Genomic DNA, 24,981 nt, shown 5'->3' with positions numbered 1-24,981 from the left:
GTAAACCTAACGATTTTGACAACAGAATTACCAGAGGATCCCTCAACATGACTCAGCAACGTATTACAGTCATTCGCGGTGACGGCATTGGCCCGGATATCATCGATGCGACCACAAAAATTTTAGATAAGGTTGGCTGTGACTTTGCCTATGATTATGCCGACGCTGGATTGGTAGCCCTAGAAGAGCACGGTGAATTGCTTCCTCAAGCAACACTTGATCTAATCGCGAAAAACAAAGTTGCCTTAAAAGGCCCTCTTACTACGCCGGTAGGTGAAGGTTTTACTTCAATCAATGTTAGCCTACGTAAGCAATTTAAGCTTTATGCTAACCTACGCCCTGTAATGTCTTTTAAAGGCACAAAAGCGCGTTACGAAGACATCGACATCATTACAGTACGTGAAAACACTCAAGGTATGTATTCTGGTTTGGGCCAAGTTGTTTCAGAAGATGGCAACGAAGCAGAAGCGATGAGTAAGATCACTCGTGACGGCGCAGAAAAAATTGTTACATTCGCATACGAACTAGCGCGTCGTGAAGGTCGCAAGAAAGTAACAGCTGTGCACAAAGCTAACATTCTTAAATCTACATCTGGCCTGTTCTTAAAAGTAGCTCGTGAAGTTGGTGAGCGTTATCCAGATATCGAATCAGCAGAAATGATCGTTGATAACTGCTGCATGCAGCTTGTTATGAACCCACATCAATTCGACGTAATTGTTACTACTAACCTATTCGGCGATATCCTGTCTGACCTTTGTGCTGGCCTTGTAGGCGGCCTAGGTATGGCACCTGGTGCGAACATTGGTGAAGATTGCGCTATCTTTGAAGCGGTGCACGGTTCAGCACCTGATATTGCAGGTAAAAACCTTGCAAACCCAACATCTGTTGTTCTTGCTGCTGCACAAATGCTTGAATACCTTAACATGGGCGACAAAGCTGAGAAGATCCGCACTGCACTAAAAGACGTCATTGAGTCTGGCGACCGCACTACACGCGACCTTGGCGGTGAAGCAGGCACTACTGAGTTCACAGAAGCGCTTCTTGAGCGTCTATAAGACTTCTAGTTAAAAGCTTATGTAAAAGTCCACTTCCATAGAAAGTGGTTTAATACAGACAAGAGAATAGCGGGCATCAGCCCGCTATTTTTTTATCTGTTCTAACCTTGCCTCTTTTAACAACCAATTCGCCTCACTCACTCACGAAAAACTGTACTAAAACTGGACTGGTGTAATTTCAACTTCTTCGTATCATTCTACCTTGTACTCGTTTTGTACAACTATGCCCTCACACATTTCGCTGTAAGGGATTAACAGCAATAAAGATAAGGAAAGATCATGAAAAAAACACTGACAGGTTTAGCAATTATTACTGCGATGGCATTTCAAGCGCATATTGCACATGCCCAAGAGAACGTTTCTGTACCCGCTCAACATGCCGAGGTAAGCCAAAAGATTAACCTTAATACCGCATCAGTAGACGAGCTAACAGCGTTGCCAGGCATTGGTAAATCGAAAGCGCAAGCAATCGTTAACTATCGCACGGATGTGGGAGAGTTCCTAGAGGTTGAGCAACTTACCGAAGTTAAGGGAATTGGCCCTAAAATGCTAAGTAAAATTGAACACTTTGTGATGGTGGCGAATTAATAGAACCGTTCGCAAAAAAGAAGCTTTAGCGAGTCGTAAGTAATATAGTTCCTTCATCGCTAGAAACGCTTTAAACCTTTTGCGAACGTCTAAAGCTAGTAAGGTGTGTTGTTTATTCGCAATAAAACCTATAAAAAATGCGCCAAAAAGGCGCATTTTTTATTACTTAATTCAAAACTGCTTATTTAAGCACCGTTGCCAGATACTCTTTGAACTCTTCGCCTAGCGCAGGGTGACGAAGCGCGTATTCAACGTTAGCTTTCATATAACCTAGCTTGCTACCACAATCATGGCTTTTGCCCTTCATATAATAGGCGTCAACTTGTTCTAAATTCATAAGTGCATCGATAGCATCGGTAAGCTGAATTTCACCACCTGCGCCAGGCGGTGTAAACTCTAGTAAGTCCCAAATTTTTTCAGACAATACATAACGGCCGACTACCGCTAAGTTAGAAGGTGCTTCATCAAGTGGTGGTTTTTCTACCATCTTGTGAATTTTCGCAGATTGTCCTGGCTCTATTGATGCACCGTCCAAATCTGCAATACCAAATTTAGACACGTCTTCGTCTGGCACCTGCTCAACCATTACTTGGCTTACACGGCTTGTGTTAAATTTAGCTACCATATCTGCCAGATTGTCTTTCTTAGGATTGCTTGCTGCATCATCAATAATAACGTCTGGTAGAACAACAGCAAAAGGCGCGTCACCAATAATTGGGCGAGCACACAGTACTGCGTGACCTAAGCCATTAGCAACACCCTGACGAATATGCATGATAGTAACGTCTTTAGGACAAATAGATTGAACATCTTCAAGCAACTGACGCTTAACACGCTTTTCTAGGGTTGCTTCAAGTTCAAATGACGTATCAAAGTGGTTTTCAATACTGTTTTTACTAGCATGAGTCACCAAAATAATTTCCTTGATACCAGCAGCCACACATTCACTTACCACGTATTGGATAAGCGGCTTATCAACCACTGGTAACATTTCTTTTGGAATGGCTTTGGTAGCTGGAAGCATTCTTGTCCCAAGGCCTGCTACAGGAATAACTGCTTTTTTTACCTGACTCATGTTTAATATCCTTTTTTGATCAGCTTCGTTTCTACATTTCCTGACGAAGAAAAAACGAAATAATGCTCTGTTATTATTTTACTAATGCAATGTGCATTCCAGCTCTAAATCTCTAGTACAATTAATAGAGCATCTCCACCACAGCGTATACTCTGCCCATCAAAAGCTAGCGCTAAGGATAGGGCTAGTACAGCAATTGCACTAAATTGGTGAAACTGAGGCTAATATGGTAATCCGTTTATTGCGTACCCTCAAGCAGACACTGCAGTGAATAAACAAAAAAGTATTCTGAAATTGTATAACTATTCAAATCTAACGGATTACGTTTTTCAAAATACCAGTCAACCCATAAACAATTCTTACTCAGTGCAGTAGCAAAAAACCTAATTCATTAAAGTTACTTCTTAATTACAATGGACATAAGTTGGGCGATTGACACCACATTCTTGGTTGTTTATCGCCCACATCTTGTGTCTGCAAGCAAGCTACAGTATAAATGGCTATCCGCGTACGGACATAGTTCAAAAAATCAATCAGAAAATCAAAGAGCCTGCCTAGATAAGTGCTCTACAATAACAACCATAAGCAATGTGGAATTAAAATAAAATTATGAAATCATCTAACGATACTAGCTTTTTCGGCCATCCAGGGGGCTTGAGAACGCTGTTCTTCACAGAAATGTGGGAACGTATGAGTTACTACGGCATGCGTGCCCTTCTTGTTCTATTCATGACAGCTAGCTTACAAACACAAGGCCTAGGCTTCACTGTAGCTACCGCAGGTGCCATCTACGGCTTGTATACAGGTGCCGTATATTTTCTAGGTCTACCAGGTGGTTGGTTAGCTGATCGCTTAATTGGTGGTAAAAAGGCCGTTTGGTATGGCGGCCTTATTATTTTTGCTGGACACGTTGTTCTGGCAATTGACCTTCAAAACCTTTTCTTCGTTGGTCTTATCCTTGTAGCAACAGGTACCGGCCTGCTGAAGCCAAATATTTCTGCTATGGTTGGCCAGCAGTATGGCGACGATGATGGCCGACGTGACAGTGGCTACGCCCTTTACTACATGGGTATCAACATAGGCTCGTTAATAGCATACCTTGTAACAGGCTACCTTCAAGAAGACTGGGGCTGGCATTATGCGTTCGGCGCAGCAGCCGTAGGGATGGCGATTGGCTTAATCCAATATTACTTTAGCAATGGTTCACTTTCTGATGAATCAGTATCACCAGCAAACCCTTACGAGGGAGCAGCAAAACAGCGTGCGTGGATAGGAGTTTTTGGTGTAGTAGCGGCTTCCATAGTGGTTATCATTCTTGCACATATGGGCACAATTGTTATTGAACCCGTTGCACTTGCACAACAGGTGGCTGTGGTATTTACCGCTATCTTCTTCCTTTATTTTGGCTTTATTTATTTCAATGGAAAGCTAAGTGACAACGAGAAGAAGCGTATGTGGGCGTTGTTCTTGGTTTGCGTTGCTTCAGCATGCTTCTGGTCTGGTTTCGAGCAAGCAGGTTCTTCATTAAACCTATTTGCGCAGAACTACACAGACCGTGTAGTAGAAAGTAGTTCATTCTTAACGTCTTGGTTCGGTATGGATGCTATCCCTACGGTGTGGTTCCAGCTTTCTAATTCACTATTCATCATCATTTTATCGCCATTCTTCGCTGCACTTTGGATTAACCTTGCGAAGCGTATGATAGATCCTTCTTACACCATCAAGTGTGCAATAGGTATTGTTATCATGGCATCGGGTTTCTTGGTGATGTTTATGGCTTCTCAATACGCTGCTCAAGGTTTGAAAGTAGCGCCAATGTGGTTAGTAACTACATACTTCCTTCATACGGTTGGTGAGCTTTGTCTTAGCCCGGTAGCACTAAGTGCAGTAAGTAAGCTATCGCCTAAGCGCTTTGCGGGTCAGATGATGGGCGTATTCGTTCTAACGTACTCTATCGGTAATATTATTGCAGGCCTTCTATCTGGTAACTTCGATCCTGAAAAAGTAGAGCAAATGCCAGACCTTTATCTTCAAATAGCCTTATTTAGCATTGCCATTGCAATCGTCATTGGCTTGATGAGCTTTAAATCTCGTTTCTGGGAAAAAGCAGGTATTGAAGAAAAAGCTTAAGAAAGCTGTGTTGGTGTTTTAACCACTAACCAATTACCCTACAATGACCGCCGTCACTCACGTTTCGGCGGTTTTTTTATTAAGCGTATTTTTACCAAGAGCACTTTATGAAGTTTTATTTTTCTACTCGAGACATTCCAGCACTTAAAGGGTTACCCTTAACTGAGCGCGTAAAGCAGCTTGATAAAGCGGCAAAGCGATTGTCTGTGCCCGAAAAAACACTGCTTAACGTATTAAAACTACTTGTTATTGTGCCGGTATTTGCTCTTATCCTTCAAACCGCGTCAAATTGGACCTCGTTACTGTGGGCATTTGTGGTATTTTTGTTTTATCCATTAGTGATTAAACCCGTTCAATACTCTATTTGCGCAAAATATATAGCGCAGCAAACAAGCAAGGAAAATGCATGAAAACCATCCTAGTTACTGGTGGTGCAGGCTATATTGGAAGCCACACCGTTTTACAGCTGCTTGAGCAAGACTTTGGTGTAGTTGTATTAGATAACTTATCTAACTCAAGCGCAGAATCACTAAGACGTGTTGAAGCACTGACGGGTAAGAATGTATCTTTTGTGCAAGGCGATATTCGCGATACCGCAGTACTAGATGATATCTTTAGTGAGCACAGCATATTTGCTGTTATTCACTTTGCGGGCTTAAAAGCCGTTGGTGAGTCGGTAGAAAAGCCACTGTCTTATTATGAAAACAACGTATATGGCACACTAAACTTATGTAAAGCAATGCAAAAGCACAATGTAAAGAACATTGTGTTTAGTTCATCTGCAACCGTATACGGCGATCCGGCTTCGCTTCCACTTCGCGAAGATATGGCAACAGGACATCCAACAAACCCTTATGGCATGTCGAAGCTTATGATTGAGCACATGCTAGGTGACCTGTATGTTTCAGATAACGAATGGAACATTGTACTGCTTCGTTACTTCAACCCTGTTGGTGCACACCACTCGGGCCAGATAGGTGAAGATCCTAATGGCATTCCTAATAATCTAATGCCATACATTTCTCAGGTAGCAACAGGTAAGCTACAGCAGCTTAGTGTATTTGGCGACGACTATGACACCGTTGATGGAACAGGCGTACGCGACTACATACACGTTGTTGACCTAGCTAACGGTCACCTAAAAGCATTAGATCGCCTTGCACTTAACATGGGGCTAGATAAGTACAACTTGGGAACGGGCCAGGGCTACTCTGTTTTAGAGATGGTAACCGCTTTCGAAAAAGGCTCAGGCAAAAAAGTACCTTATAAAATTGCTCCTCGCCGTAGCGGTGATGTGGCAGCGTGTTATGCCGACCCAACTAAAGCCGCAACAGAGCTAAACTGGCATGCTGAAAAGGGGCTAGAAGAAATGTGTGCTGACACCTGGAATTGGCAATCACAAAATCCTACAGGCTACCCAAAAGCCTAATTACAGGCTTGCCTGTAATTATATTGGAGGGGCGCATGCTTATGCGCCCTACTTTTGACTAATTTAACAAACGCACACATCTCGGATATCATCTATAAAAACAAAAATAAAACAGTGCGCAGTTTCATGTTTAAAACCCTACTCATCTCAACTTTTGCGGCAATGTCTTTCAGTACATTTGCTATCACTCTCGTCGAAGTAACTCCTGTCCACTTTGGCTCAGTATCTGGCCAACTTGGTCTTAGCTGCACCATGTCTCAATTTGGTGTGATTTCGGGTGACTGTGACGCCACCGATGGCGAAATATCTATTGGGCAGATAGTTGTTACTAACTTACCTCGAAACGGAAACATAGAAGTAATTTTGACTGGTAGCAGCAATACATCGTTAAGCTACGCGCCTGTGGCAGAGTTAATTGGATCAAAATCGGGAACGACTTTTATTTATGATAATCAACCCGTTTATGTAAGGTCTAAAGGAAATGGCGCTGACTTTACAATAAATGTGTTTGGAAATATTACGGTGCAAAGCAACTTAAACTTGCGGCAGCCTTACACCGTTGATTATACGTTACAGGTAAACCAGCAATAACTGCCGCAGAGAATTACCATACTTAGCGTTCGACTAGTTACCGTCGTTGTCCTTTTTATCTTTTTGCTCTTCCAGCTCTTCTTTCTCTTCGTATTCTTCAAAATCAGTACCTTCAAGCATTGCTTCGAAGTCGGCAAAGTCGTCCAACTGTTCTTCTTCAATAACTTTGTCGCCGCTTCTGCCATCGGTAACACGGAACTCTAAACGCTCAAAGTACGCATTTTTAAGGAATGCATAATCATCAACAGCTTGCTCTATTTGCGCTTCTTGATCTAACAACTGTGCTCTTGTTTCAAGAAGTGAAATACCCAATCGTGCGAAGTTCAAACCACCGTCTATCAGTGTCATTGGGAAAGCGAAACCATCAACATAATCTCCGGTAAAGCTTCGCGGATCGCTTGGGCCTAAGAAAGGCAGCATTAAAAATGGGCCAGTATCTACGCCCCATACGCCCAAGGTTTCACCAAACTGCTCTTCTTTTCTGTCCAAGCCAATTTTAGATGCCACATCAATAGTGCCAAGCAAGCCAACCGTGGAATTAATTAGAAAACGTGCCAGGCTATCGAGGCCGTCATCCACCTTACCTTGCAATAAGTTGTTAGTAAGGTTGGCAGGTTCTTCTAAGTTTTGTGCGGCATTTAACAAGCCTGTACGAGCAAATTGTGGCATAACAGACACGTATGCAACGGTTACTGGGCGAAGGATATAGGCGTCTAGTACTTCCCAGTTAAAGTCCCACACCACGCGGTTTACCGATTCAAGCGGATCTCTTGGGTCAGACGTATCAACAGCTGCTTGTTCATTTGCCGTTAGTTCTTGTGAAGCAACGTTTTGTGACGCTTGCTGTTGTGCATTATTACTCGCACATCCACCCAACAAGCTTATTACAATCAGTAACCCAGCAGTGAGTGACTTTGAAAAATCCATAACTACAGTTCCTTATCTACAGTCACATTTAATGAAGAAATTTGCCCACTAACAACGGGGCTTAACGTTGTGCCTTCCCACTCACCTTCAGAAACAGACACATCTCCATCTAATGACAAGCGTGCGGTTATTTTCGCAGATGACAGCGATGCCAATGTATATTGCGGCATCATCGCGTTGTCTGTGGTTAACTGTACCGTTAAAGGGAAACCTTGGATAGGCATTTTCAATACCGCCGCCGGCATTTTATTTTCTGACGTTGCATCTTGTGCAAAAACAATTAAGAAGCCGCGTTTAGGTGCGCTCTCTTTTGCGTCCTCTGACATACTTATCGTCACTGAAAAACCTGTAGCAGAGGCATTTGCAACAGACGTATCGTCCTTTTCGGAAGGACTGTTTTTAGTAGCGTCAGGTGCATTAAGCGACTGTGATTCTAATTCGCTAATACGAGAACGCAAACGCATTGTCATATCACTTTCTGGCGAAAGTTTCGATTCAACCTGCGCAAAGTAGCGCTTTGTATTTTCGAGGTCGCCGAGCTGCGCAGAAACCACAGCCGTCATAAGCGCTAAATTATCATTCTCTGGGTTATTGCCTAACAAGCTTAATAATACACGCTGCGCGCGCTCTAAGTTGTTTACGTCACCTGTCGTCATCAGCGCTTGTGCTAGCGTAATGCGGTTATTCGTATTGTTGGGTGACAGACTCACGGCCTTATCAATAGCTTCAATTGCTTGCACCTCTTGACCGATACTCAACATTAATCGGCCAAAGTACATCCACCCGGTATCATCATCAGGCTCTTCACGAAGTCGTTGACGAATGGCTAGCGCCAAGTTTGCAATATCTTTTTGTGAAAGGTTGTTGGCATTTCCATTTGCAAGTTGTTGGCTTAATTTAGGAAGTGCATCAATGGCCTCACTTGCCTGTGTTACACGCTGCATTTGATTCACTTGTGAATAAACAATGGCGCCTGCAGCAATGGCAATAACACCCCCTAGGGCTATAGGCAGCTTTGCGCCACCTTTTTGTCTAGTTTCGAATGCACTTTCATCTACAAGCGCAAGTTTAAGTTCATCTACGGCTTGGCGTTTGTCATGCTCTGTAATTAACCCTTCGCTTACTTCCCTATCAAGCTCAGCCAAACGCTGCTTAACAATTTGCGTGTTACTAAGACTATCTTGCTTCGCATGATTTTTTTGTCGTAGCCAGGGAAAAGCAATTATGAGCAAAACAAACGTAATTAGCCCAGATACAATCAAATAAAATTCAGACCAACTCATTCTTTTTCTTGCTCCAACATTGCATCAGCTTTAGCCAGCTTTGCAGCCATATCTTCAGGTGGGGTTACGCTGCGTCTTCGAATGACCAAAAGCAGAGCAATAAAAATGAATAAAACAGGGCCTGCCCATAACCAAAATGTTGCCGCGGTCACCGGTGGCTGATAATGCACAAAGTCGCCATAGCGCGCTTTCATGTAATCAATAACTTCCTGTTCCGATTTCCCCTGTTTGAGCAAACTATAAACCTTCCTACGCATATCATGGGCAATCATCGCGTCGCTGTCTGCTATGTTTTGGTTTTGACACATAGGACAGCGCAACTCCGCAGTTAAGCGCAAAAAGCTAGCTCGCTGGGCATCTGAGTCGAATGTAAACTTATCTTCGGCGGCACTCACGCCGCCAACATGCAAAGCAAGAAGAATTAATATAGCGAAAACACGCGTTACTAACTTAGCGCGATGGGTTGAGAGGCTTAAATCAATCATTCGGCTGGCTCACTTACTTCATTGGCTAAATCATTTAGCGATTCATTGCGAAGCTTCTCGTACAACGGCCCTATTTTGTTGCGCCATACTCGCTCGTTAATGTCGCCTATATGGTGCATGCGAATGATGCCTGAAGCGTCGATGACAAAGTGCTCTGGAGCGCCAGTCACGCCCAAGTCTAACGAGGTGTCTCGATATACATCGAAAATATTAAACGCGTAAGGATTACCATAACGACTTAACATCTCCACTACTTCTTGTTGTACTCGAGTAAGTGTTTTTGTCCCAAAGTCTGGGTCTAAATCTTGGTCGAAATATAACCCAACAATGTGAACGTCGTGTTCATTTTTAAGCTGAGTTAGATAGGGCATCTCTACCGCACACGTTACACACCACACGCCCCAAACGTTTAATATAGTCACCTGCCCTTTTAAATCTTCAGGCGTATACGTAGTGTCCGGGTTCATTAAGTCTGGAAGAGAAAACGGAGGAAGCGTTTTATCTTTTACCTGAGAGTCTAATTCTCGTGGATCTGAAAACAACCCTTTAAATAGAAAGACTACCAACATTAAAAACAGTACTAGTGGAATGGCAACTAAGGGGGCTTTTTTCATTACGCGTCTCCTTTTGCAGCAACACTGAAATTGCTAACAACATTGCTTCCCTTCATGGCAGCATAGGCATTTTTTACCTTTTTCACTTTTGCCATTCGATAGCGTTTATCGCTAATCGAGAAAATACCACCGATTGCCATTACTACAGCACCGGCCCAAAGCCATATGACAAAAGGCTTAATGTAGATTCTTATTGCCCAAGCACCGTTATCTAGTGGTTCTCCCATCGCAATAAATAAATCTCGTGCAATGGTTGAATGAATAGCCGCTTCAGTCATAGGCATACGTTGCACTATGTAAAGACGCTTTTCTGGCACCAACTGCGCAATAAATTCACCGTTTCGAGAAACGTCAAACACGCCTGCGTCAGCATTGTAGTTTGGCCCTTCAATTTCTTTTACTGCTTTAAACGTAAAGTCATACCCAGACAGTGTAACGGTGTCGCCTACGTCCATTCTTACATCGCGCTCATGCTCGTAATTAGACACTAAGGTAACGCCAATAATTAAAATAGCGAACCCAACGTGACCTAACACCATTCCCCAATGGCTAGGCGTTAGCTTGCCGAGCTTTTTCATAAGCGTGCTGTTGTCACTATTGTCGGGCATGGCTGAAATACGCTGCATTACTTCTTGTGTTGTAGTAACTAAAATCCAAAACACCAACACCATACCAAGTACGCCCATAAAGGTTGGCGTGTCGTAAGTAAAATTAACCAGCACGCCTGCACTTAGCGCTATACCACCAGCAAGCAATAGCTGCTTTTGTAACTCGCTCGCTTTTTGCTGCTTCCAACGAGTTAATGGGCCAAGACCCAACATCAACACAAACGGTACGATTAACAGCGTAAACATCTGGTTGAAAAACGGTGCGCCCACAGAAATACTGCCCAAGCCTAGTTCCTTATGAACTAGCGGTAAAAGCGTACCAAGTAGCACTACCAAAGTGGCAGCACATAAAAATACGTTATTACCCATCAATAAAACTTCACGAGAGAACGCTTGATAACGCCCAGGGCTTTTGAGAGATGAGGCTCGCAGTGCATATAACAGCAAACCAAAACCGCTAAGTACAATCAAAATACCAAGTATAAACAGCCCTCGTGTTGGGTCGCTGGCAAATGAGTGTACTGAAACAATCACCCCCGAGCGCACTAAGAAAGTGCCAAGCAAGCTTAAACTGAACGCAGCAATTGCAAGTAACACTGTCCAAGACTTAAACGCCTTGCGCTTTTCAGTAACCGCCAAAGAATGCATTAATGCTGTGCCCACTAACCAAGGCATAAATGACGCATTTTCTACAGGATCCCAAAACCACCAGCCACCCCAGCCTAGTTCGTAATAAGCCCACCAGCTACCAAGGGCGATACCAACGGTTAGAAAAGCCCATGCAGCAATCACCCAAGGGCGAGACCAACGGGCCCACGTTGAGTCCAATTGGCCTGAGATCAATGCCGAAATAGCAAAAGCAAAGGCAACGGAAAACCCGACGTACCCCATGTAGAGCATAGGTGGGTGGATGATCATGCCAAAATCTTGTAATAGCGGATTTAAGTCTCTTCCATCCACAGGGAAAAATGGCAGCATGCTGTTGAACGGGTTTGAAGTAAGCAGCATAAATAGGTAAAAGCCGATACCGACCATGCCTAGTACCGATAGCACTCTTGCTACCATAGCAAGCGGAATGCCCTTACTGAATATGGCTACCGCTACCGTCCATACGGAAAGCATTAGCACCCACAATAGGAAGGAGCCTTCATGCCCACCCCACACAGCAGTAATCTTGTAATATATCGGCAGGCGGCTATTAGAGTGTTGAGCAACGTAGGCAACGCTAAAATCGTCTGTGACAAAAGCGTAGGTTAAGCATAAGTAGGCAATCAGTGTAAAAAGAAACAAGCCAATAGCTAAAGGCTTAGCCGTCGCCATCAGTGTTTCATGCTGACGATGCGCACCCCACAACGGATAAACAGCGAGCAAAATAGACAACACTAACGCTAAGGTAAGCGCAATATTACCAATCTCCGGGACCATAATTTACATCCCTCCAGAATTGTCGATAGTAGCAGGCTCGCTTGGTGAGTTATATGAAGGCATATTCTCAGGTTTTACGTGCTTAATGCCTTTCATCTTCTCAGCAAGCTCAGGCGGCATGTACTCTTCATCGTGCTTGGCTAATACTTCTTGCGCTTTTATGTTTGTGGAACCCGTTAACACCCCTGTTGCCACAATGCCCTGCCCTTCTCGGAAAAGGTCAGGAAGAATACCGCTGTAAGTCACGGTAACTATGGGGCCGGTGTCCATCAAATCGAACGATACCGCCAAGCTTTCGCTGTCGCGTTTTACACTTCCTGGCACTACCATGCCACCGATACGAAGGCGCTGACCAACTTGTGGCTTTTGCCCGTTCTTACCTTCAACGATTTCGCTAGGCGTGTAAAAAAGGTCAATACTGTCGTTTAATGCATAAAGCATTAATCCAATTGCACTTATAACTAACAAACCGACTATGCCTACTACGGCTAATCGCTGCTTTCGTCTGGGATTCATGCAACTATCTCACTTCGAAAAACTAAAAAATTTATTCAAAATAAAGCACTAAGTGCTTTTCTTTATGTACTTGTGCACAAGCACTTGTATTTGGTGCGCTTAACAATAAATGCCGCGCAACCTTACTGTGCGTGAGTATTTTCTTGTCGCGCTTTTTTTATGCGCGCCTTACGCTCTTGCTCAACAATCACCGCTTTTAAAAGCGACGACTGCTTTAAATAACTTTGTACGGCAATGATGCCCATTGAAAAAAAAGTAACGCCGAAAGACAACCACACGTAAAACGCATAGCCACCCATATTGATAAAATCAGAGAAAGACTCAAACTGCATACTATCTTTTCCCCTCTATATGTTGCTGCGCTAATGCTTGCACCCAAGGTCGATGCAACTCGCGCAACACTATTTCGTTTCTAAGCCTAACTGTTGTTACTGCGCCGATAAACAAGGCAAAACCCAACAGATTAATGAGCAATGGCCACAGCATTTCAGGGGCAATGGAAGGGTTGTCGAACTTACTGATCGTGGCACCCTGATGAAGCGTGTTCCACCACTCTACTGAGTAATGAATAATGGGTATGTTTACCACGCCTACAAGTGCCATGACGCCTGCCGCTTTGCCTGCTTGCTGTTTATCTTCAAAAGCCCCATACAGCGCAATAACGCCCATATACAAAAACAACAAAATAAGTTCTGAGGTTAGCCTTGCATCCCACACCCACCATGCTCCCCACATAGGTTTACCCCATGCAGCACCAGTGAATAAGGCGATAAAGGTCATTACCGCGCCAATAGGCGCCATAGCAATCATACTCATATAGGCAGTGCGCCATTGCCACACCATGCCCACTAGTGCAGCTATTGCCATAGCAACGTATGTGCCCATAGATAAAATGGCGCTTGGAACATGAATGTAAATGATGCGAAAAGAATCGCCTTGCTGATAATCTTGTGGGGCAAACGCAAGCCCCCATACCGTGCCTATCGACAAGCACAACAATGCCCCAGCCCAAAACCAAGGCTGTAAGGTTAAACAAAGCTGGTAAGCCCGCTCTGTTTTAGCGTATGGGTGTAACCACTTCCACATTAGTTCTGACTCACTTTTAAAGAATACGCTATGGCAAAAGGCGCTAATGCCGCTGCCAACAAAAGCATGGCGGCGATAATAGCAAGTTGAGACTGATAAGGTAATTGCAGTGCGGCAGAATCTACTGCTGACGTGGCAAAAATCAGTAACGGAATAAAAACGGGGATAAGTAGCAGCGCAAGCAATACACCGCCTTTTTGTAATCCAATGGTAAGCCCAACAGCGATGGCACCCACCAAGGACAATAATGGAGAACCCAGTAGCAAGGTAAGCATAAGAGCGATGTACATGTCGTATGTTAAATTCAAAAACATTGCTAGAAGCGGTGACAAAATTAACAAAGGCACAAAGCTTACCAGCCAATGCACAGCAACTTTAACTGCACTGACAGCAGGTAACGCCATGCCCGAGAGCATGTATTGTTCTAGTGCTCCGTCTTGGAAATCGTCACGAAACAACCGCTCCATCGCTAGAAGCGAAGACAAAATGGCTGCAATCCAAATAACGCCGGGCCCAATACGCTGTAATGTTTCAGGCGCTGGGCTGACACCCAAAGGGAACAGCGTAACCACCATCAGCAAAAACATTAGCGGCTGCACTAACTCTGCTTTTTGTTTAAAAGCGATATGTAAATCGCGTTTGAAAATTCCCGCATACAACGACATTAGAAACGGTACTCCAAGTCAAATACACGATGTTCACCTGCATCTTGCGATAGTAATTGATGTGATGTTGTGATGACCAAACCACCATTGCTCACATGGTCATTCATAGCGCTCTCTAGCATGGCAACGCCTTTCACATCTAACGCAGTAAATGGTTCATCTAATATCCATACTCGCGCTGGTTTAAGCCATAAACGCGACAAAGCAACGCGGCGCTGCTGGCCCGCTGATAAGTAACGCACTGGCACATCTTCTAAACCCACTAGTCCTACTTTTGCTAGTGTGTCGTAAAGTGTTCCTTGGTTTTGCTGTACGTTATGTTGGGCTAGCCAAAAGCCCAGATTGTCTAAAGCAGAAAGGCTTCCGTTAGTGCCGCTCTTGTGGCCTAAATAAAGCAGCTGAGCGTAGTAATCTTTTGGGTACTGCTGAATATCTTGGCCCGCAAATTTTACACAGCCGGCATCTGGGGCACTAAGCCCTGTTAATATGCGAAGTAAACTGGTTTTCCCAGCACCGTTAGGGCCGCGCAAGTACAGTAATTCACCGGCATTCACGTTTAGTGATAAGCCTTCAAATAAAACTCTGTCTCTTTTACTGCACGTTACCCTGCAAGCCTCTAACACGGCCTAAATACCTCAAATCCAATTAAAGCTGATTTATAACCGCGATAGTCTACCACAAGCACGCTTCTTCGCAGTCGCGAAATCCAATTAAATATGATTTACTTCAATAACAAAGGAGGTTTTTATCTATTCCTCCTAATGCGAAAGAGAGGAAAGAGATAAGGAAAATAGACGCAATGCCGATATTACTACTATGACCACACCGCTTTCATCGCTAATTGCCAACGCTACCGCAAATAAATCGGTAGAGTTAACTGCTGCCCAAACTAATCCAAAACAAATTCAGCCGCTTAGCAATGTAGCGCTAGCAAACGCCACAGCGTTGACTAACTCAGCAAGAGCGACCATCGCGAGACTGCCAGAACAAATTCTGTCAATTACGTCGCAGCCCACAAATAGTGCATCAGCAAGTTCAGTACCTCGGTCGATAAATGTTCAAGTACCCACGGATGTGTATCAACAAACACTACATCATGCGCGACTTTCTTTATTAAATAACGCCGAATTACCTAAGACTAACTCTCCTTCAGGCGCATTGGCACTGCTTTCCACTGCATCACAAGCGCAGTCATCGGTGAATATTTCACGCTCTGATGTGGATTCTTTAATTAAGGCAATAGAGCACGCTATTTTAAAAAATACGGCAGCAGCTTCAATAAAAGCCACAGTTTTTCAACGCCCAGACGGTCAGTTAGCGCTTACCACCTCACAAGGGAACGTACTTAACTTACCTGAGATAAACAGTAAATCTGAACAAGCGCTTAGAAATTTCATAGGGCAACGTGTCACTGTTTCATTGGTAAATAGCACCGGAACAGCCACGTTACTAAGTATTCAGCCGGAAAGAACAGGTTCATTGCCGTTGCAGGTCCCACTAAATGGCAAGTCTGCTGAAGGCGCTTCTGTTAAAGCCAATACTCTTAAAAACAATCTTATTCAGGCTGCTTTACAGCAAGGTACTGTCGCCGTCGATATTAAAAACGCTGCGCTGCTCAACCGCTTTCTACCTCAAAACGTCGGTCAGGGGCAGAATGTGCTGCAAAGCACAGCGCTTGTCTCGTTAACTCAGGCCACTGCAGATAAAAATCAGTTAAGCAATAAACTTACACTGAACATTGCGCAGCGAAAAGCACTTGTAACGTTTTCGTCTGCGGATCTCAATAGCGCTATTCCATCGCTTTCAAAATCAGACACTGCCAACTTGTCGCTAAACACAATACCACAAGGCAAAGTTTTACCTGCAAACAATGCTGTATTGGCGAATTCACTTACCGATGGTCTTGGCACTCAAGAAAAAGCAAACATTAATGAAAAAGGCCAAGACCCTAGAGCGTTAAAAGGCACTGATGTACATCAAGCAATAAGTACGTTATCTCGAGTATTGCTAAGCCAAACAGGCAGTACAAGAGAGGCACTGTCGCAATTACTTTCTACGGTACAAGGGCGCGAAAGCACAGCGTTACCGACAAACGCGTTGCTAAAACTTACACAACAACTCACTGGAGTTGACGCTTTAAACGCAAAACCAGCGGGGCCTTTACCTCAAAAAGCAGAAAATCCCAGCTCAGCAGCGTTAGATAAAACCATACCTGCATCACAAGGTGAGATTACTCCTTCTAAAACCGAACCCTCTAAAAGCGAGCATTTAAAAAATCAGGTATCTCGGTCTGAAACAATTGCTGCACAAAATACAATTAAGAACGCCTTACAGCCAGACACCTCACAGCAAACCGATAAATCGCTTGCTTCATTGGCTGCCTCGGTTGGCGCTCAGGCCAAAACGCTATCAAGCAATGTATTAACAAGCGTTCTTCAGCAGTTTGCTTCAAGCGTTGCTAAACAGACAACTGTTACATCGGCATCTACTGTATCCGCACCAGCATCAACAAAAACAGAAGGGCAAGCCGCTGCGATCAACGATGCAAAAGCCGATGTAATAAAAGGAGAGAACGCTCAAACCACTTCGAAGTTAAGCGCTTCGCAGACAATACAGGATATCTCGCAACAATCACTGCCAGAACGTATTCAACAAGTACTTTCTACCGCGGCATTGGTTACAACGCCAACAACATTAACCACTCCGGTTAATCAATCGGGCTTTGTTCAAGGGCTCGTCACGCTTTTACAACTTGCGCTTGCAGGTCGCGCTCTTCAGCGCCAGCCAAACCTGAAAACATTAATTGATAGCTCTGACTCTGTAATAGCAAAAACGCTGAGTAATATGGGCGTTTCAACTACACCAAGTAGAGTAAGCCAGGATGTGAATCAGCTCGATACTCGCCAGCAGCTTTTGTCGCAACTTAAAACGCTGTTGGCCAGTCACCAGCAAACAAAGGTAAGTAATGCAGAAGCGCGAATACAGGGCCAAGAGGCGTTTTATTACATTTTACCGTCTTTGTCTCAAACCCAGGCGCCAACAGAACTACTAATACAACGGGAAAAAGAACGTCAAAACCAACAAGAACAATCACAAGATAAGCGCAAACTGTGGAACGTTACCATGAAGCTAGATATAGGCGATGCAGGTCAAGTACTGGCCAAGTCGAAGATAGACCAAAACACCATTACGTTAAGCTTATATGCATCGAACGATATCATTCTACGAAGACTTGCAGATACCCTTCCCTACCTCACAAAAAGATTATCGTCTCTTGGGCTTGAAGTAACAGAGGCCAACTATCAGCGAGGACAGATACCAGACACGTTAAACACCCGCCCACACCAAATATTTGAGACACGTGTATGAGCGACAATAATAAAGCCAAAAGGGCCATCGGCCTTAAATACGAAGGCGGAGACAAAAAAAACACGCCCAAGGTTGTGGCTAAAGGATACGGTGACTTAGCACAAGCTATTATCGCAATGGCAGAAGAGACAGGGATCCTCATTCATGAAGACCCGTATCTTAGTGAAGTATTAGCTACACTTGATGTAGGGCAAGACATACCGGAATCGCTTTACTATGTCATTGCCGAACTGCTTGCTTATTCCTATGTACTTCAGGGAAAAATCCCTCCCGGATGGGAAGGAATTATCAAGCGGATTGACTTTGAAGTTTAAGAATAATCCTATCAGGCGGTTTGTGCCTCGAAACTAATTACAATGAAATGTAAAAAGCCCGCTACTGTAGCGGGCTTTGACTATCATCAATAAAAGTTGAAACGATAGCTAGTATCTATCTAAATAGTACCTTTTCTTTATTAAACCAATGAATACAGAAGTAAATTAAGCCTGCAGCTATTACTGCGGTTGAAGAGAAAATGCCGAACAAAGCGAAATAGTCCATCGTGCCTTTAAACAGCTCTTTCATTGCAAGCGCTACATTAGTTAGCGGTACCCACACCCATCCGCCTTTAAGCTCAACACCCGGCATCATTGCAATAAGCACAGGGAATATAACTACCATGATGAGTGAGCCCATGTAGCTTTGTGCTTCTTTAAATGAACGCGCATAAATAGAAAGCGACAATAGCACCGCTGCAAAAACAGCAACCACGGGTACTAACATTAGGAAGATAAGGAAGAAATCAACAAGGCCAATCATCGACATGATTTTCACAACAAATTCCACGGCCATGCCTTGTGACAAAACTAATCCCCAGAGTGCCATGGACGACACCGTAATAAGCGCGGTAATAATACCCGCGACAGCAATGGTAAAGAATTTACCTAACACGAGCTTGTGTCTATCCATTGGAGATATGAGCAACGTCTCTAGCGTACCACGCTCTTTCTCGCCTGCACCTAGGTCGGCCGCTGGCGCCATTGCACCTTGTAAACACAGAATAAAAATAAAGTACGGAAGCGCACCACCAATACGTTCGCCCCACACTTCTCTGTCGTCTGCTACATTTTGTTTTTCAATCTCTATAGGTTTTAACAAGGCAACTTGCTGTGACTCATTTAAACCCAGTGAAGAAAAAGCGGTTTGTTGGAACGTGTCTGAGTACTCGTCAACAATGTCTGAAACACGGCCCATTACCTTATTTAAGCCAGCATCGTTTAAATATAGTTGAAGTGTATGCTGTCCAGAGTTTAAAACATCGCTGTTAAAGCCTTTTGGAATAACAAGTACGAAGTCTAGCGTTTCGTTTTTGATTAGCTTCGCATAATCGGTCTCATCACCAATTGCGACTTCTTCGAATTTATCGCTAGCATCACTAAATGACTGCACAATAGCTGGCGCATAGGCTTCACCAACAATAGCGTACTTAAGCACTTTGTTTTCAGCTTTGTCAGCGGCTGAGCTCATAAAGAACATAGCCACACCAAAGATGGCTGGAAACAGAAGCAGCGGTAAGCCAATCATAAATATGATGGTTTTTCTGTCTCTTAAAAGCTCTTTGAATTCCTTTTTAAAGATTAACCACATTGCTTGTCTCCTCAGAATCCATTGATAACGTTTTTAAGAAACTCTTATGCATTTGACCACCTGAGAGCGCGCTAAACGCCGCAAGTGAGTCGTTAAATACCGTTTCACCTTGATTAATCACCGTAACTTTGTCGCACAGTGTTTGTACTTCATCTAAATGATGGGTAGAGAAGATAACCGGTGTGCCTTTATCTTTAAGGCGCTGGATAAACTCCATCACCGTGCTGGTTGCCATAATATCTAAGCCCGTTGTAGGCTCGTCCAATACAACCAATGCCGGCTCGTGAATAACTGCACGGGCAATAGAGACTTTTTGCTTCATACCCGACGAAAAGTTTTCTGCACGTCGGTCTAAGAAGTTTTGCATATCTAAGAGGTCTGCCATTTCTTCAATTCGCGAATTAATGACGTCTTTAGGAATACCGTGCAGCTCACCAAAGTAACTTATGTTTTCTCTACCGCTTAGCCTTCCATATAAGCCTGTAGAGCTTGATAGAAAACCAATCTTCTTACGTGCAATATTTGGGTTGGCAAGTACGTCTTCACCACCAATTAATACTTTACCGCTGTCTGGGCGTAATGCGGTTGATAACATGCGTAATGTAGTGGTTTTTCCGGCGCCGTTCGGGCCTAACAAACCCAATACTTGACCTTGGTCACAAGTAAAAGACACATCTCTTACCGATTGAAAATAACGCCCTTTTAACCTTGGGTCCTTCTTTTCTTGTTCGCTTAGCTTTTTAGGGTTTTCTACCTCAAACCGCTTCGCGAGACCTGATATTTCAATCATTTCCCTTCCCTCTTTATTATCACGTAACGTTTCAATGTTGTTTTTTTGGTTTTATTTTTTATAAGAAAAACAATGCCAAAAACCACTTACAAAGCATATAGTCTTTCTTATTTAAATTTTATTACAGCATCTCGCTTTTTTTATTAGTGCACAAGTTTCAACCGGCAATTAAGTGTTAATAAATATGTAGCTGCTTATTTCTCTTTTAAGCTATGAATTTAAGGCATAAAAAAACCCACCTTGCGGTGGGTCTTAAAAAGTCATCGATACGATAATTTTATTCTGGCTGCATTTCGTCTTCTTGAGGAAGCCCTTCATCAGCCTGCATCGTCTTAGACAGAAGCAACTCTTGACGGATCTTAGTTTCAATCTCGTTAGCAATTTCAGGGTTTTCTTTTAGGAACTTCATTACGTTCGCTTTACCCTGGCCAATTCTATCGCCCTTATAGCTGTACCATGCGCCGGCTTTATCAACTAACTTCTGCTTAACGCCTAGGTCGATAAGCTCAGCTTCTTTACTGATACCTTCGCCATAGCGGATCATAAATTCAGCTTGTTTAAACGGCGGTGCTACTTTGTTTTTCACAACTTTAACGCGCGTTTCGTTACCCACTACCTCGTCGCCTTCTTTAACCGCACCAATACGACGGATATCTAGACGTACAGATGAGTAGAACTTCAGCGCGTTACCACCAGTAGTGGTTTCTGGGTTACCAAACATAACACCAATCTTCATACGAATTTGGTTGATGAAGATACAAAGCGTGTTCGAACGCTTGATGTTAGCGGTAAGCTTACGAAGCGCTTGTGACATTAGACGTGCCTGAAGACCAACGTGAGAGTCACCCATGTCACCTTCAATTTCCGCTTTAGGTGTCAGAGCCGCTACCGAGTCAACAATAACCACGTCTACCGCGCCAGAGCGCACTAGCATGTCGCAGATTTCTAGCGCTTGTTCACCCGTATCAGGCTGAGAAACTAGAAGCTCATCAATGTTTACGCCTAGCTTTTCCGCGTAAACAGGGTCAAGCGCGTGCTCCGCATCTACGAACGCACAGGTTTTACCTTTGCGCTGAGCTTCTGCAATAACCTGAAGGGTAAGCGTTGTTTTACCTGATGACTCTGGACCATAAATTTCTACAACACGACCACATGGCAAACCACCTATACCTAATGCTATATCGATGGTAAGTGAGCCCGTTGAAATAGCTTCAATATCCATGGCTTGGTTGTCGCCCAAGCGCATGATTGCACCTTTACCAAATTGCTTTTCAATTTGGCCAACTGCGGCGGTTAAAGCTTTTGATTTATTATCGTCCACGTCATTATCCTCTAGGATTAGCGGTTAAATTCTGTATTAAGTAGCGTTGATACAAGTAACACTACCAAATGATGAATGCATTCTATACTGTACAGGCATACAGTTTCAACCAGTGTTTTTATTTTTCGCGCAACATTTTTAATAAATGAGAAATAGCAAAGTGAATTGCGGCATTTCTTACCTGGTTGCGATCGCCACTAAATACTTGTTTTACTTGCGCTACGTTATCGCCACAAATGAAACCAAACCAAACAGTGCCAACAGGTTTTTCTTCACTGCCGCCACCCGGGCCTGCTATTCCGCTCACCGTTACAGCTATTTGTGCGCCGCTTCTATGGCATACGCCTTGGGCCATTTCTTTTACGGTTTGCTCAGATACCGCACCATGTTTAATTAGCGTTTGTTCAGAAACGCCCAACTCTTGCTGCTTTGCGTCGTTTGAGTAAGTCACCCACGACTGATTAAACCAATCTGAACTTCCCGCAACGCTTGTAAAAGCAAAGGCAACACCGCCTCCGGTGCACGACTCCGCACTTGAAACCGTCCACTCTTTTTCTCTTAACACGTCGCCCAATGCTAATACTTGCGCAGTTAATGCGCTATCAAGCTGTAAAGGGCTAGCGTTTACAGTAGATTCGGTTGAAAATGTTGAGCTCATAACGTTATACCTGATTACACCTGTTGTGCTTTTATAAGTTTACGCTTTACAAGATCGGTGCTTGATCTTAGTAGCCGTGAGTTTATCATTTATTCCCTTCAACAGGCATTAAACCCAGCAACAAAATTACAGAGGCTTTTTTTGGAATCACATACTCCCATGATGCGCCAGTACCTAACAATTAAGGCGCAGCATCCGAATATTTTATTGTTTTATCGCATGGGTGACTTTTACGAGTTGTTTTATGACGATGCCAAAAAAGCAGCAGAGCTATTAGATATTTCTCTTACCGCTAGAGGTAAGTCAGGCGGTGAACCTATTCCTATGGCAGGTGTGCCTTATCACGCCGTTGAAAGCTATTTATCTCGCCTTGTAAAAATGGGCGAATCGGTTGCTATATGCGAGCAAGTAGGCGACCCAGCCACCAGTAAAGGCCCCGTTGAACGAGCTGTTCAGCGTATTGTAACGCCAGGCACAGTTACCGACGAAGCGCTACTAGAAGAGCGCCGAGATAATATTTTAGCGGCTGTGTGCGGCCATAGCATGCACTACGGCCTTGCTACCCTAGATGTAACCAGCGGGCGCTTTGTAATTTTTGAAAGCGATAGTGATGAAGGTCTACTCGCAGAAATACAGCGTGTAAACCCTGCAGAACTTCTTTATCCTGAAGGGTTTGAAAGCTTACCACTTATTGAGAAACGAAAGGGACTTCGCCGTCGTCCTGAATGGGAATTCGATATCGACACTGCCAACGAGCAGCTAAATGCGCAATTTGAGACGAAAACCCTCGACGGTTTTGGCATAAAATGGGTAACAAAAGGCTTAGGTGCCGCAGGCTGTGTTCTTCAATATGTAAAAGATACCCAACGCACTGCGTTACCGCATATTCGCCGTATTCAAACCGAGCAGCAAGACAGTCGCGTACAGCTTGACGCAGCCACGCGCCGAAACCTTGAGCTTACCCACAATTTATCCGGCGGTCAGGAAAACACCTTATTTAGCGTAATGGATACCACCACTACGGCCATGGGTAGCCGTATGTTACAGCGCATAATCCATTCACCGCTGACAGATCAGCATGAGCTTCATAGCCGTTTGGATGCGGTAGAGACCTTCATTAACGATGACCCAGAAGATATTCGCGGTGCACTAAAACACATTGGTGATATAGAGCGTATTATGGCGCGTTTGGCGTTGCGCTCTGCTCGACCACGCGATTTCGCACGTTTAAAAAATGCGTTTAATGCACTACCTGAATTGCAAGATGCCCTTGGTCGTTTTGATACCGGACAAGTAAGAAGCATTAGCGAAACTATTGGTACCTACCCTGAATTGCAGACGTTGCTTAACGAAGCAATTATTGATAACCCACCAGTGGTTATTCGCGATGGAGGTGTAATTGCTGAGGGCTACAATGCTGAACTTGATGAGTTACGCAAACTCTCGCAAGGTGCCACCGATTACTTAGACGCTATGGAGCAGCGCGAGCGCGAGCGCACCGGAATTTCTACCCTTAAGGTAGGTTATAACAAAGTGCACGGGTTCTTTATTGAAATTAGCCGTGCAAATAGCGCTGCAGCTCCTGCTGAATACATTCGCAGGCAAACCCTAAAAAATACAGAGCGCTACATTACGCCAGAGTTAAAAGAGCACGAGGACAAAGTACTTAGTAGCCAAGGCGCAGCACTGGCCCTTGAAAAGCAGCTTTATGAAGCGTTGTTCGACAACTTCGCGCCGCACCTAAACAACCTTATTGAAACCGCTGCAGCATTAGCAAAACTGGATGTTCTGTGCTGTTTCGCTGAGCGAGCGCTGTCGCTTGACTGGCATCGTCCACAACTAAGCCAAGAGTGTGCGTTAACGTATGAAGCCGGTCGCCACCCTGTGGTTGAAAACGTAATGAAAGACCCATTCATTGCCAACCCACTTACACTTGATACGGAGCGCCGCATGCTCATTATTACCGGCCCAAATATGGGCGGTAAATCAACCTACATGCGTCAAACCGCGCTTATTGCATTACTGGCCTGTATAGGTAGCTTTGTGCCTGCTGAAAACGCACATATTGGAAAGATAGATCGCATCTTCACGCGTATTGGTGCATCTGACGATTTAGCCTCTGGCCGTTCAACCTTTATGGTGGAAATGACAGAAACGGCAAATATCCTTAACAATGCGACTGAAAACTCACTGGTATTGATGGATGAGATTGGTCGCGGCACCAGTACATACGATGGCTTATCGTTGGCGTGGGCGTGTGCCAGTTATCTCGCGAAGCAGCTAAACGCATACACGCTATTTGCAACACACTATTTCGAACTTACTGAATTGCCTGATTCGCAGCCAGGCGTAGTAAATGTGCACCTTGATGCCATCGAACACGAAGATACCATTCGCTTTATGCATACGGTGTCAGAAGGCGCGGCCAGCAAGAGTTTTGGCTTGCAAGTTGCGCAGCTAGCTGGCGTTCCTAAACCCGTAATAAAAGCAGCGCAACAAAAGCTGGCTATCCTTGAGTCATCGCACATTATGAGTAGCGATGAAGCGAAAAAAACTAGCAAAAGTACAACTGCTAAATCCAAGGGGATTTCTGTCGCCGGTCAAGCAGAAATGCTGTTCCCTGATAAACCACATCCGGTAATGGAAGCCCTAGAGAACCTTTCTCCAGACGAGCTCTCGCCACGACAAGCGCTAGACCTTATCTATACATTAAAACGCTTAAGCCAGTCTTAGGCGCATA

General features: G+C 44.1%; 24 protein-coding genes. 9 read left to right on the top strand and 15 right to left on the bottom strand.

Annotated elements, in window-relative coordinates; all coding sequences use genetic code 11:
• Window positions 1-47 precede the first annotated feature (47 nt).
• Complete coding sequence (locus V7R35_RS00760) at window positions 48-1,055, top strand: isocitrate dehydrogenase (RefSeq protein WP_334012655.1); 1,008 nt, start codon at window positions 48-50, stop codon at window positions 1,053-1,055.
• A gap of 279 nt (window positions 1,056-1,334) precedes the next feature.
• A complete protein-coding gene (locus V7R35_RS00755) occupies window positions 1,335-1,643 on the top strand; it encodes a ComEA family DNA-binding protein (RefSeq protein WP_334012652.1) in 309 nt (102 codons plus the stop codon).
• A gap of 181 nt (window positions 1,644-1,824) precedes the next feature.
• Here the strand turns inward: V7R35_RS00755 and galU are convergent, their stop codons facing one another.
• Entirely contained in the window at window positions 1,825-2,718 is an 894-nt protein-coding gene (galU, locus tag V7R35_RS00750; RefSeq protein ID WP_334012650.1) for a UTP--glucose-1-phosphate uridylyltransferase GalU, read from the bottom strand.
• A gap of 609 nt (window positions 2,719-3,327) precedes the next feature.
• Here galU and V7R35_RS00745 point away from each other — a divergent pair.
• The 4 genes from V7R35_RS00745 (at window position 3,328) to V7R35_RS00730 (ending at window position 6,868) form a co-directional block, all read left to right on the top strand.
• Window positions 3,328-4,848 carry a peptide MFS transporter gene (locus V7R35_RS00745; RefSeq protein ID WP_334012649.1) on the top strand — a complete coding sequence of 507 codons (1,521 nt, stop codon included), beginning with the start codon at window positions 3,328-3,330 and terminating at the stop codon, window positions 4,846-4,848.
• 107 nt (window positions 4,849-4,955) lie between these two features.
• Window positions 4,956-5,258 carry a DUF6170 family protein gene (locus V7R35_RS00740; protein WP_334012647.1) on the top strand — a complete coding sequence of 101 codons (303 nt, stop codon included), beginning with the start codon at window positions 4,956-4,958 and terminating at the stop codon, window positions 5,256-5,258.
• Window positions 5,255-6,277, top strand: coding sequence for a UDP-glucose 4-epimerase GalE (gene galE / locus V7R35_RS00735; protein WP_334012645.1), 1,023 nt, complete (start codon window positions 5,255-5,257; stop codon window positions 6,275-6,277). Before V7R35_RS00740 ends, galE begins: the two co-directional genes overlap by 4 nt.
• Before the next feature lie 126 nt (window positions 6,278-6,403).
• Window positions 6,404-6,868, top strand: a complete 465-nt coding sequence (locus tag V7R35_RS00730) for a hypothetical protein (protein WP_334012644.1) — start codon at window positions 6,404-6,406, stop codon at window positions 6,866-6,868.
• Window positions 6,869-6,901: 33 nt separating this feature from the next.
• Here V7R35_RS00730 and V7R35_RS00725 read toward each other — a convergent pair whose 3' ends face one another.
• The 10 genes from V7R35_RS00725 to ccmA form a co-directional block, all read right to left on the bottom strand.
• Complete coding sequence (locus V7R35_RS00725) at window positions 6,902-7,795, bottom strand: MlaA family lipoprotein (RefSeq protein WP_334012643.1); 894 nt, start codon at window positions 7,793-7,795, stop codon at window positions 6,902-6,904.
• A 2-nt stretch (window positions 7,796-7,797) separates the two neighbouring features.
• Window positions 7,798-9,078: a c-type cytochrome biogenesis protein CcmI gene (ccmI, locus tag V7R35_RS00720; RefSeq protein ID WP_334012642.1), complete on the bottom strand. Its 1,281-nt coding sequence runs from the start codon at window positions 9,076-9,078 to the stop codon at window positions 7,798-7,800.
• Window positions 9,075-9,563, bottom strand: coding sequence for a cytochrome c-type biogenesis protein (locus tag V7R35_RS00715; RefSeq protein WP_334012640.1), 489 nt, complete (start codon window positions 9,561-9,563; stop codon window positions 9,075-9,077). Before V7R35_RS00715 ends, ccmI begins: the two co-directional genes overlap by 4 nt.
• Window positions 9,560-10,177 (bottom strand): redoxin family protein, encoded by a 618-nt coding sequence (locus tag V7R35_RS00710; RefSeq protein ID WP_334012639.1) that lies wholly within the window; start codon window positions 10,175-10,177, stop codon window positions 9,560-9,562. The genes V7R35_RS00715 and V7R35_RS00710 overlap by 4 nt, the downstream gene beginning before the upstream one ends.
• A complete protein-coding gene (locus V7R35_RS00705; protein ID WP_334012637.1) occupies window positions 10,177-12,210 on the bottom strand; it encodes a heme lyase CcmF/NrfE family subunit in 2,034 nt (677 codons plus the stop codon). Before V7R35_RS00705 ends, V7R35_RS00710 begins: the two co-directional genes overlap by 1 nt.
• Before the next feature lie 3 nt (window positions 12,211-12,213).
• Window positions 12,214-12,726 (bottom strand): cytochrome c maturation protein CcmE, encoded by a 513-nt coding sequence (ccmE, locus tag V7R35_RS00700; RefSeq protein ID WP_334012634.1) that lies wholly within the window; start codon window positions 12,724-12,726, stop codon window positions 12,214-12,216.
• A gap of 122 nt (window positions 12,727-12,848) precedes the next feature.
• Complete coding sequence (gene ccmD / locus V7R35_RS00695; RefSeq protein ID WP_334012633.1) at window positions 12,849-13,058, bottom strand: heme exporter protein CcmD; 210 nt, start codon at window positions 13,056-13,058, stop codon at window positions 12,849-12,851.
• 1 nt (window position 13,059) lies between these two features.
• Window positions 13,060-13,812 (bottom strand): heme ABC transporter permease, encoded by a 753-nt coding sequence (locus tag V7R35_RS00690; protein WP_334012632.1) that lies wholly within the window; start codon window positions 13,810-13,812, stop codon window positions 13,060-13,062.
• Window positions 13,812-14,477, bottom strand: coding sequence for a heme exporter protein CcmB (ccmB, locus tag V7R35_RS00685; protein ID WP_334012631.1), 666 nt, complete (start codon window positions 14,475-14,477; stop codon window positions 13,812-13,814). Before ccmB ends, V7R35_RS00690 begins: the two co-directional genes overlap by 1 nt.
• Window positions 14,477-15,100: a cytochrome c biogenesis heme-transporting ATPase CcmA gene (gene ccmA / locus V7R35_RS00680; protein WP_334012630.1), complete on the bottom strand. Its 624-nt coding sequence runs from the start codon at window positions 15,098-15,100 to the stop codon at window positions 14,477-14,479. The genes ccmB and ccmA overlap by 1 nt, the downstream gene beginning before the upstream one ends.
• A gap of 193 nt (window positions 15,101-15,293) precedes the next feature.
• Between ccmA and fliK the strand changes: the two genes are divergently transcribed.
• The gene (gene fliK / locus V7R35_RS00675; protein ID WP_334012629.1) at window positions 15,294-17,846 is read left to right on the top strand and encodes a flagellar hook-length control protein FliK; all 2,553 of its coding nucleotides are present in this window, start codon (window positions 15,294-15,296) and stop codon (window positions 17,844-17,846) included.
• Window positions 17,843-18,160, top strand: a complete 318-nt coding sequence (locus V7R35_RS00670) for an EscU/YscU/HrcU family type III secretion system export apparatus switch protein (protein WP_334012628.1) — start codon at window positions 17,843-17,845, stop codon at window positions 18,158-18,160. Before fliK ends, V7R35_RS00670 begins: the two co-directional genes overlap by 4 nt.
• Window positions 18,161-18,275: 115 nt before the next feature.
• On the opposite strand, the gene V7R35_RS00665 is transcribed toward V7R35_RS00670, so the two are convergent.
• The 4 genes from V7R35_RS00665 to V7R35_RS00650 form a co-directional block, all read right to left on the bottom strand.
• Complete coding sequence (locus tag V7R35_RS00665; RefSeq protein WP_334012626.1) at window positions 18,276-19,472, bottom strand: ABC transporter permease; 1,197 nt, start codon at window positions 19,470-19,472, stop codon at window positions 18,276-18,278.
• Complete coding sequence (locus V7R35_RS00660; protein ID WP_334012625.1) at window positions 19,456-20,262, bottom strand: ABC transporter ATP-binding protein; 807 nt, start codon at window positions 20,260-20,262, stop codon at window positions 19,456-19,458. The genes V7R35_RS00665 and V7R35_RS00660 overlap by 17 nt, the downstream gene beginning before the upstream one ends.
• Before the next feature lie 277 nt (window positions 20,263-20,539).
• Window positions 20,540-21,583, bottom strand: a complete 1,044-nt coding sequence (recA, locus tag V7R35_RS00655; RefSeq protein WP_334012624.1) for a recombinase RecA — start codon at window positions 21,581-21,583, stop codon at window positions 20,540-20,542.
• A gap of 118 nt (window positions 21,584-21,701) precedes the next feature.
• Complete coding sequence (locus V7R35_RS00650; protein WP_334012622.1) at window positions 21,702-22,241, bottom strand: CinA family protein; 540 nt, start codon at window positions 22,239-22,241, stop codon at window positions 21,702-21,704.
• 159 nt (window positions 22,242-22,400) lie between these two features.
• On the opposite strand from V7R35_RS00650, the gene mutS reads away from it, so the two are divergent.
• Window positions 22,401-24,974 carry a DNA mismatch repair protein MutS gene (gene mutS / locus V7R35_RS00645; protein WP_334013247.1) on the top strand — a complete coding sequence of 858 codons (2,574 nt, stop codon included), beginning with the start codon at window positions 22,401-22,403 and terminating at the stop codon, window positions 24,972-24,974.
• The last annotated feature ends 7 nt before the right edge of the window (window positions 24,975-24,981 follow it).

The organism is Alteromonas sp. S167 (assembly GCF_036864375.1).
In the GTDB taxonomy this organism is placed as follows: domain Bacteria; phylum Pseudomonadota; class Gammaproteobacteria; order Enterobacterales; family Alteromonadaceae; genus Alteromonas.
The sequence above is the reverse complement of the archived record's forward strand: the minus strand, read 5'-3'. Positions and strand labels throughout refer to the sequence as shown.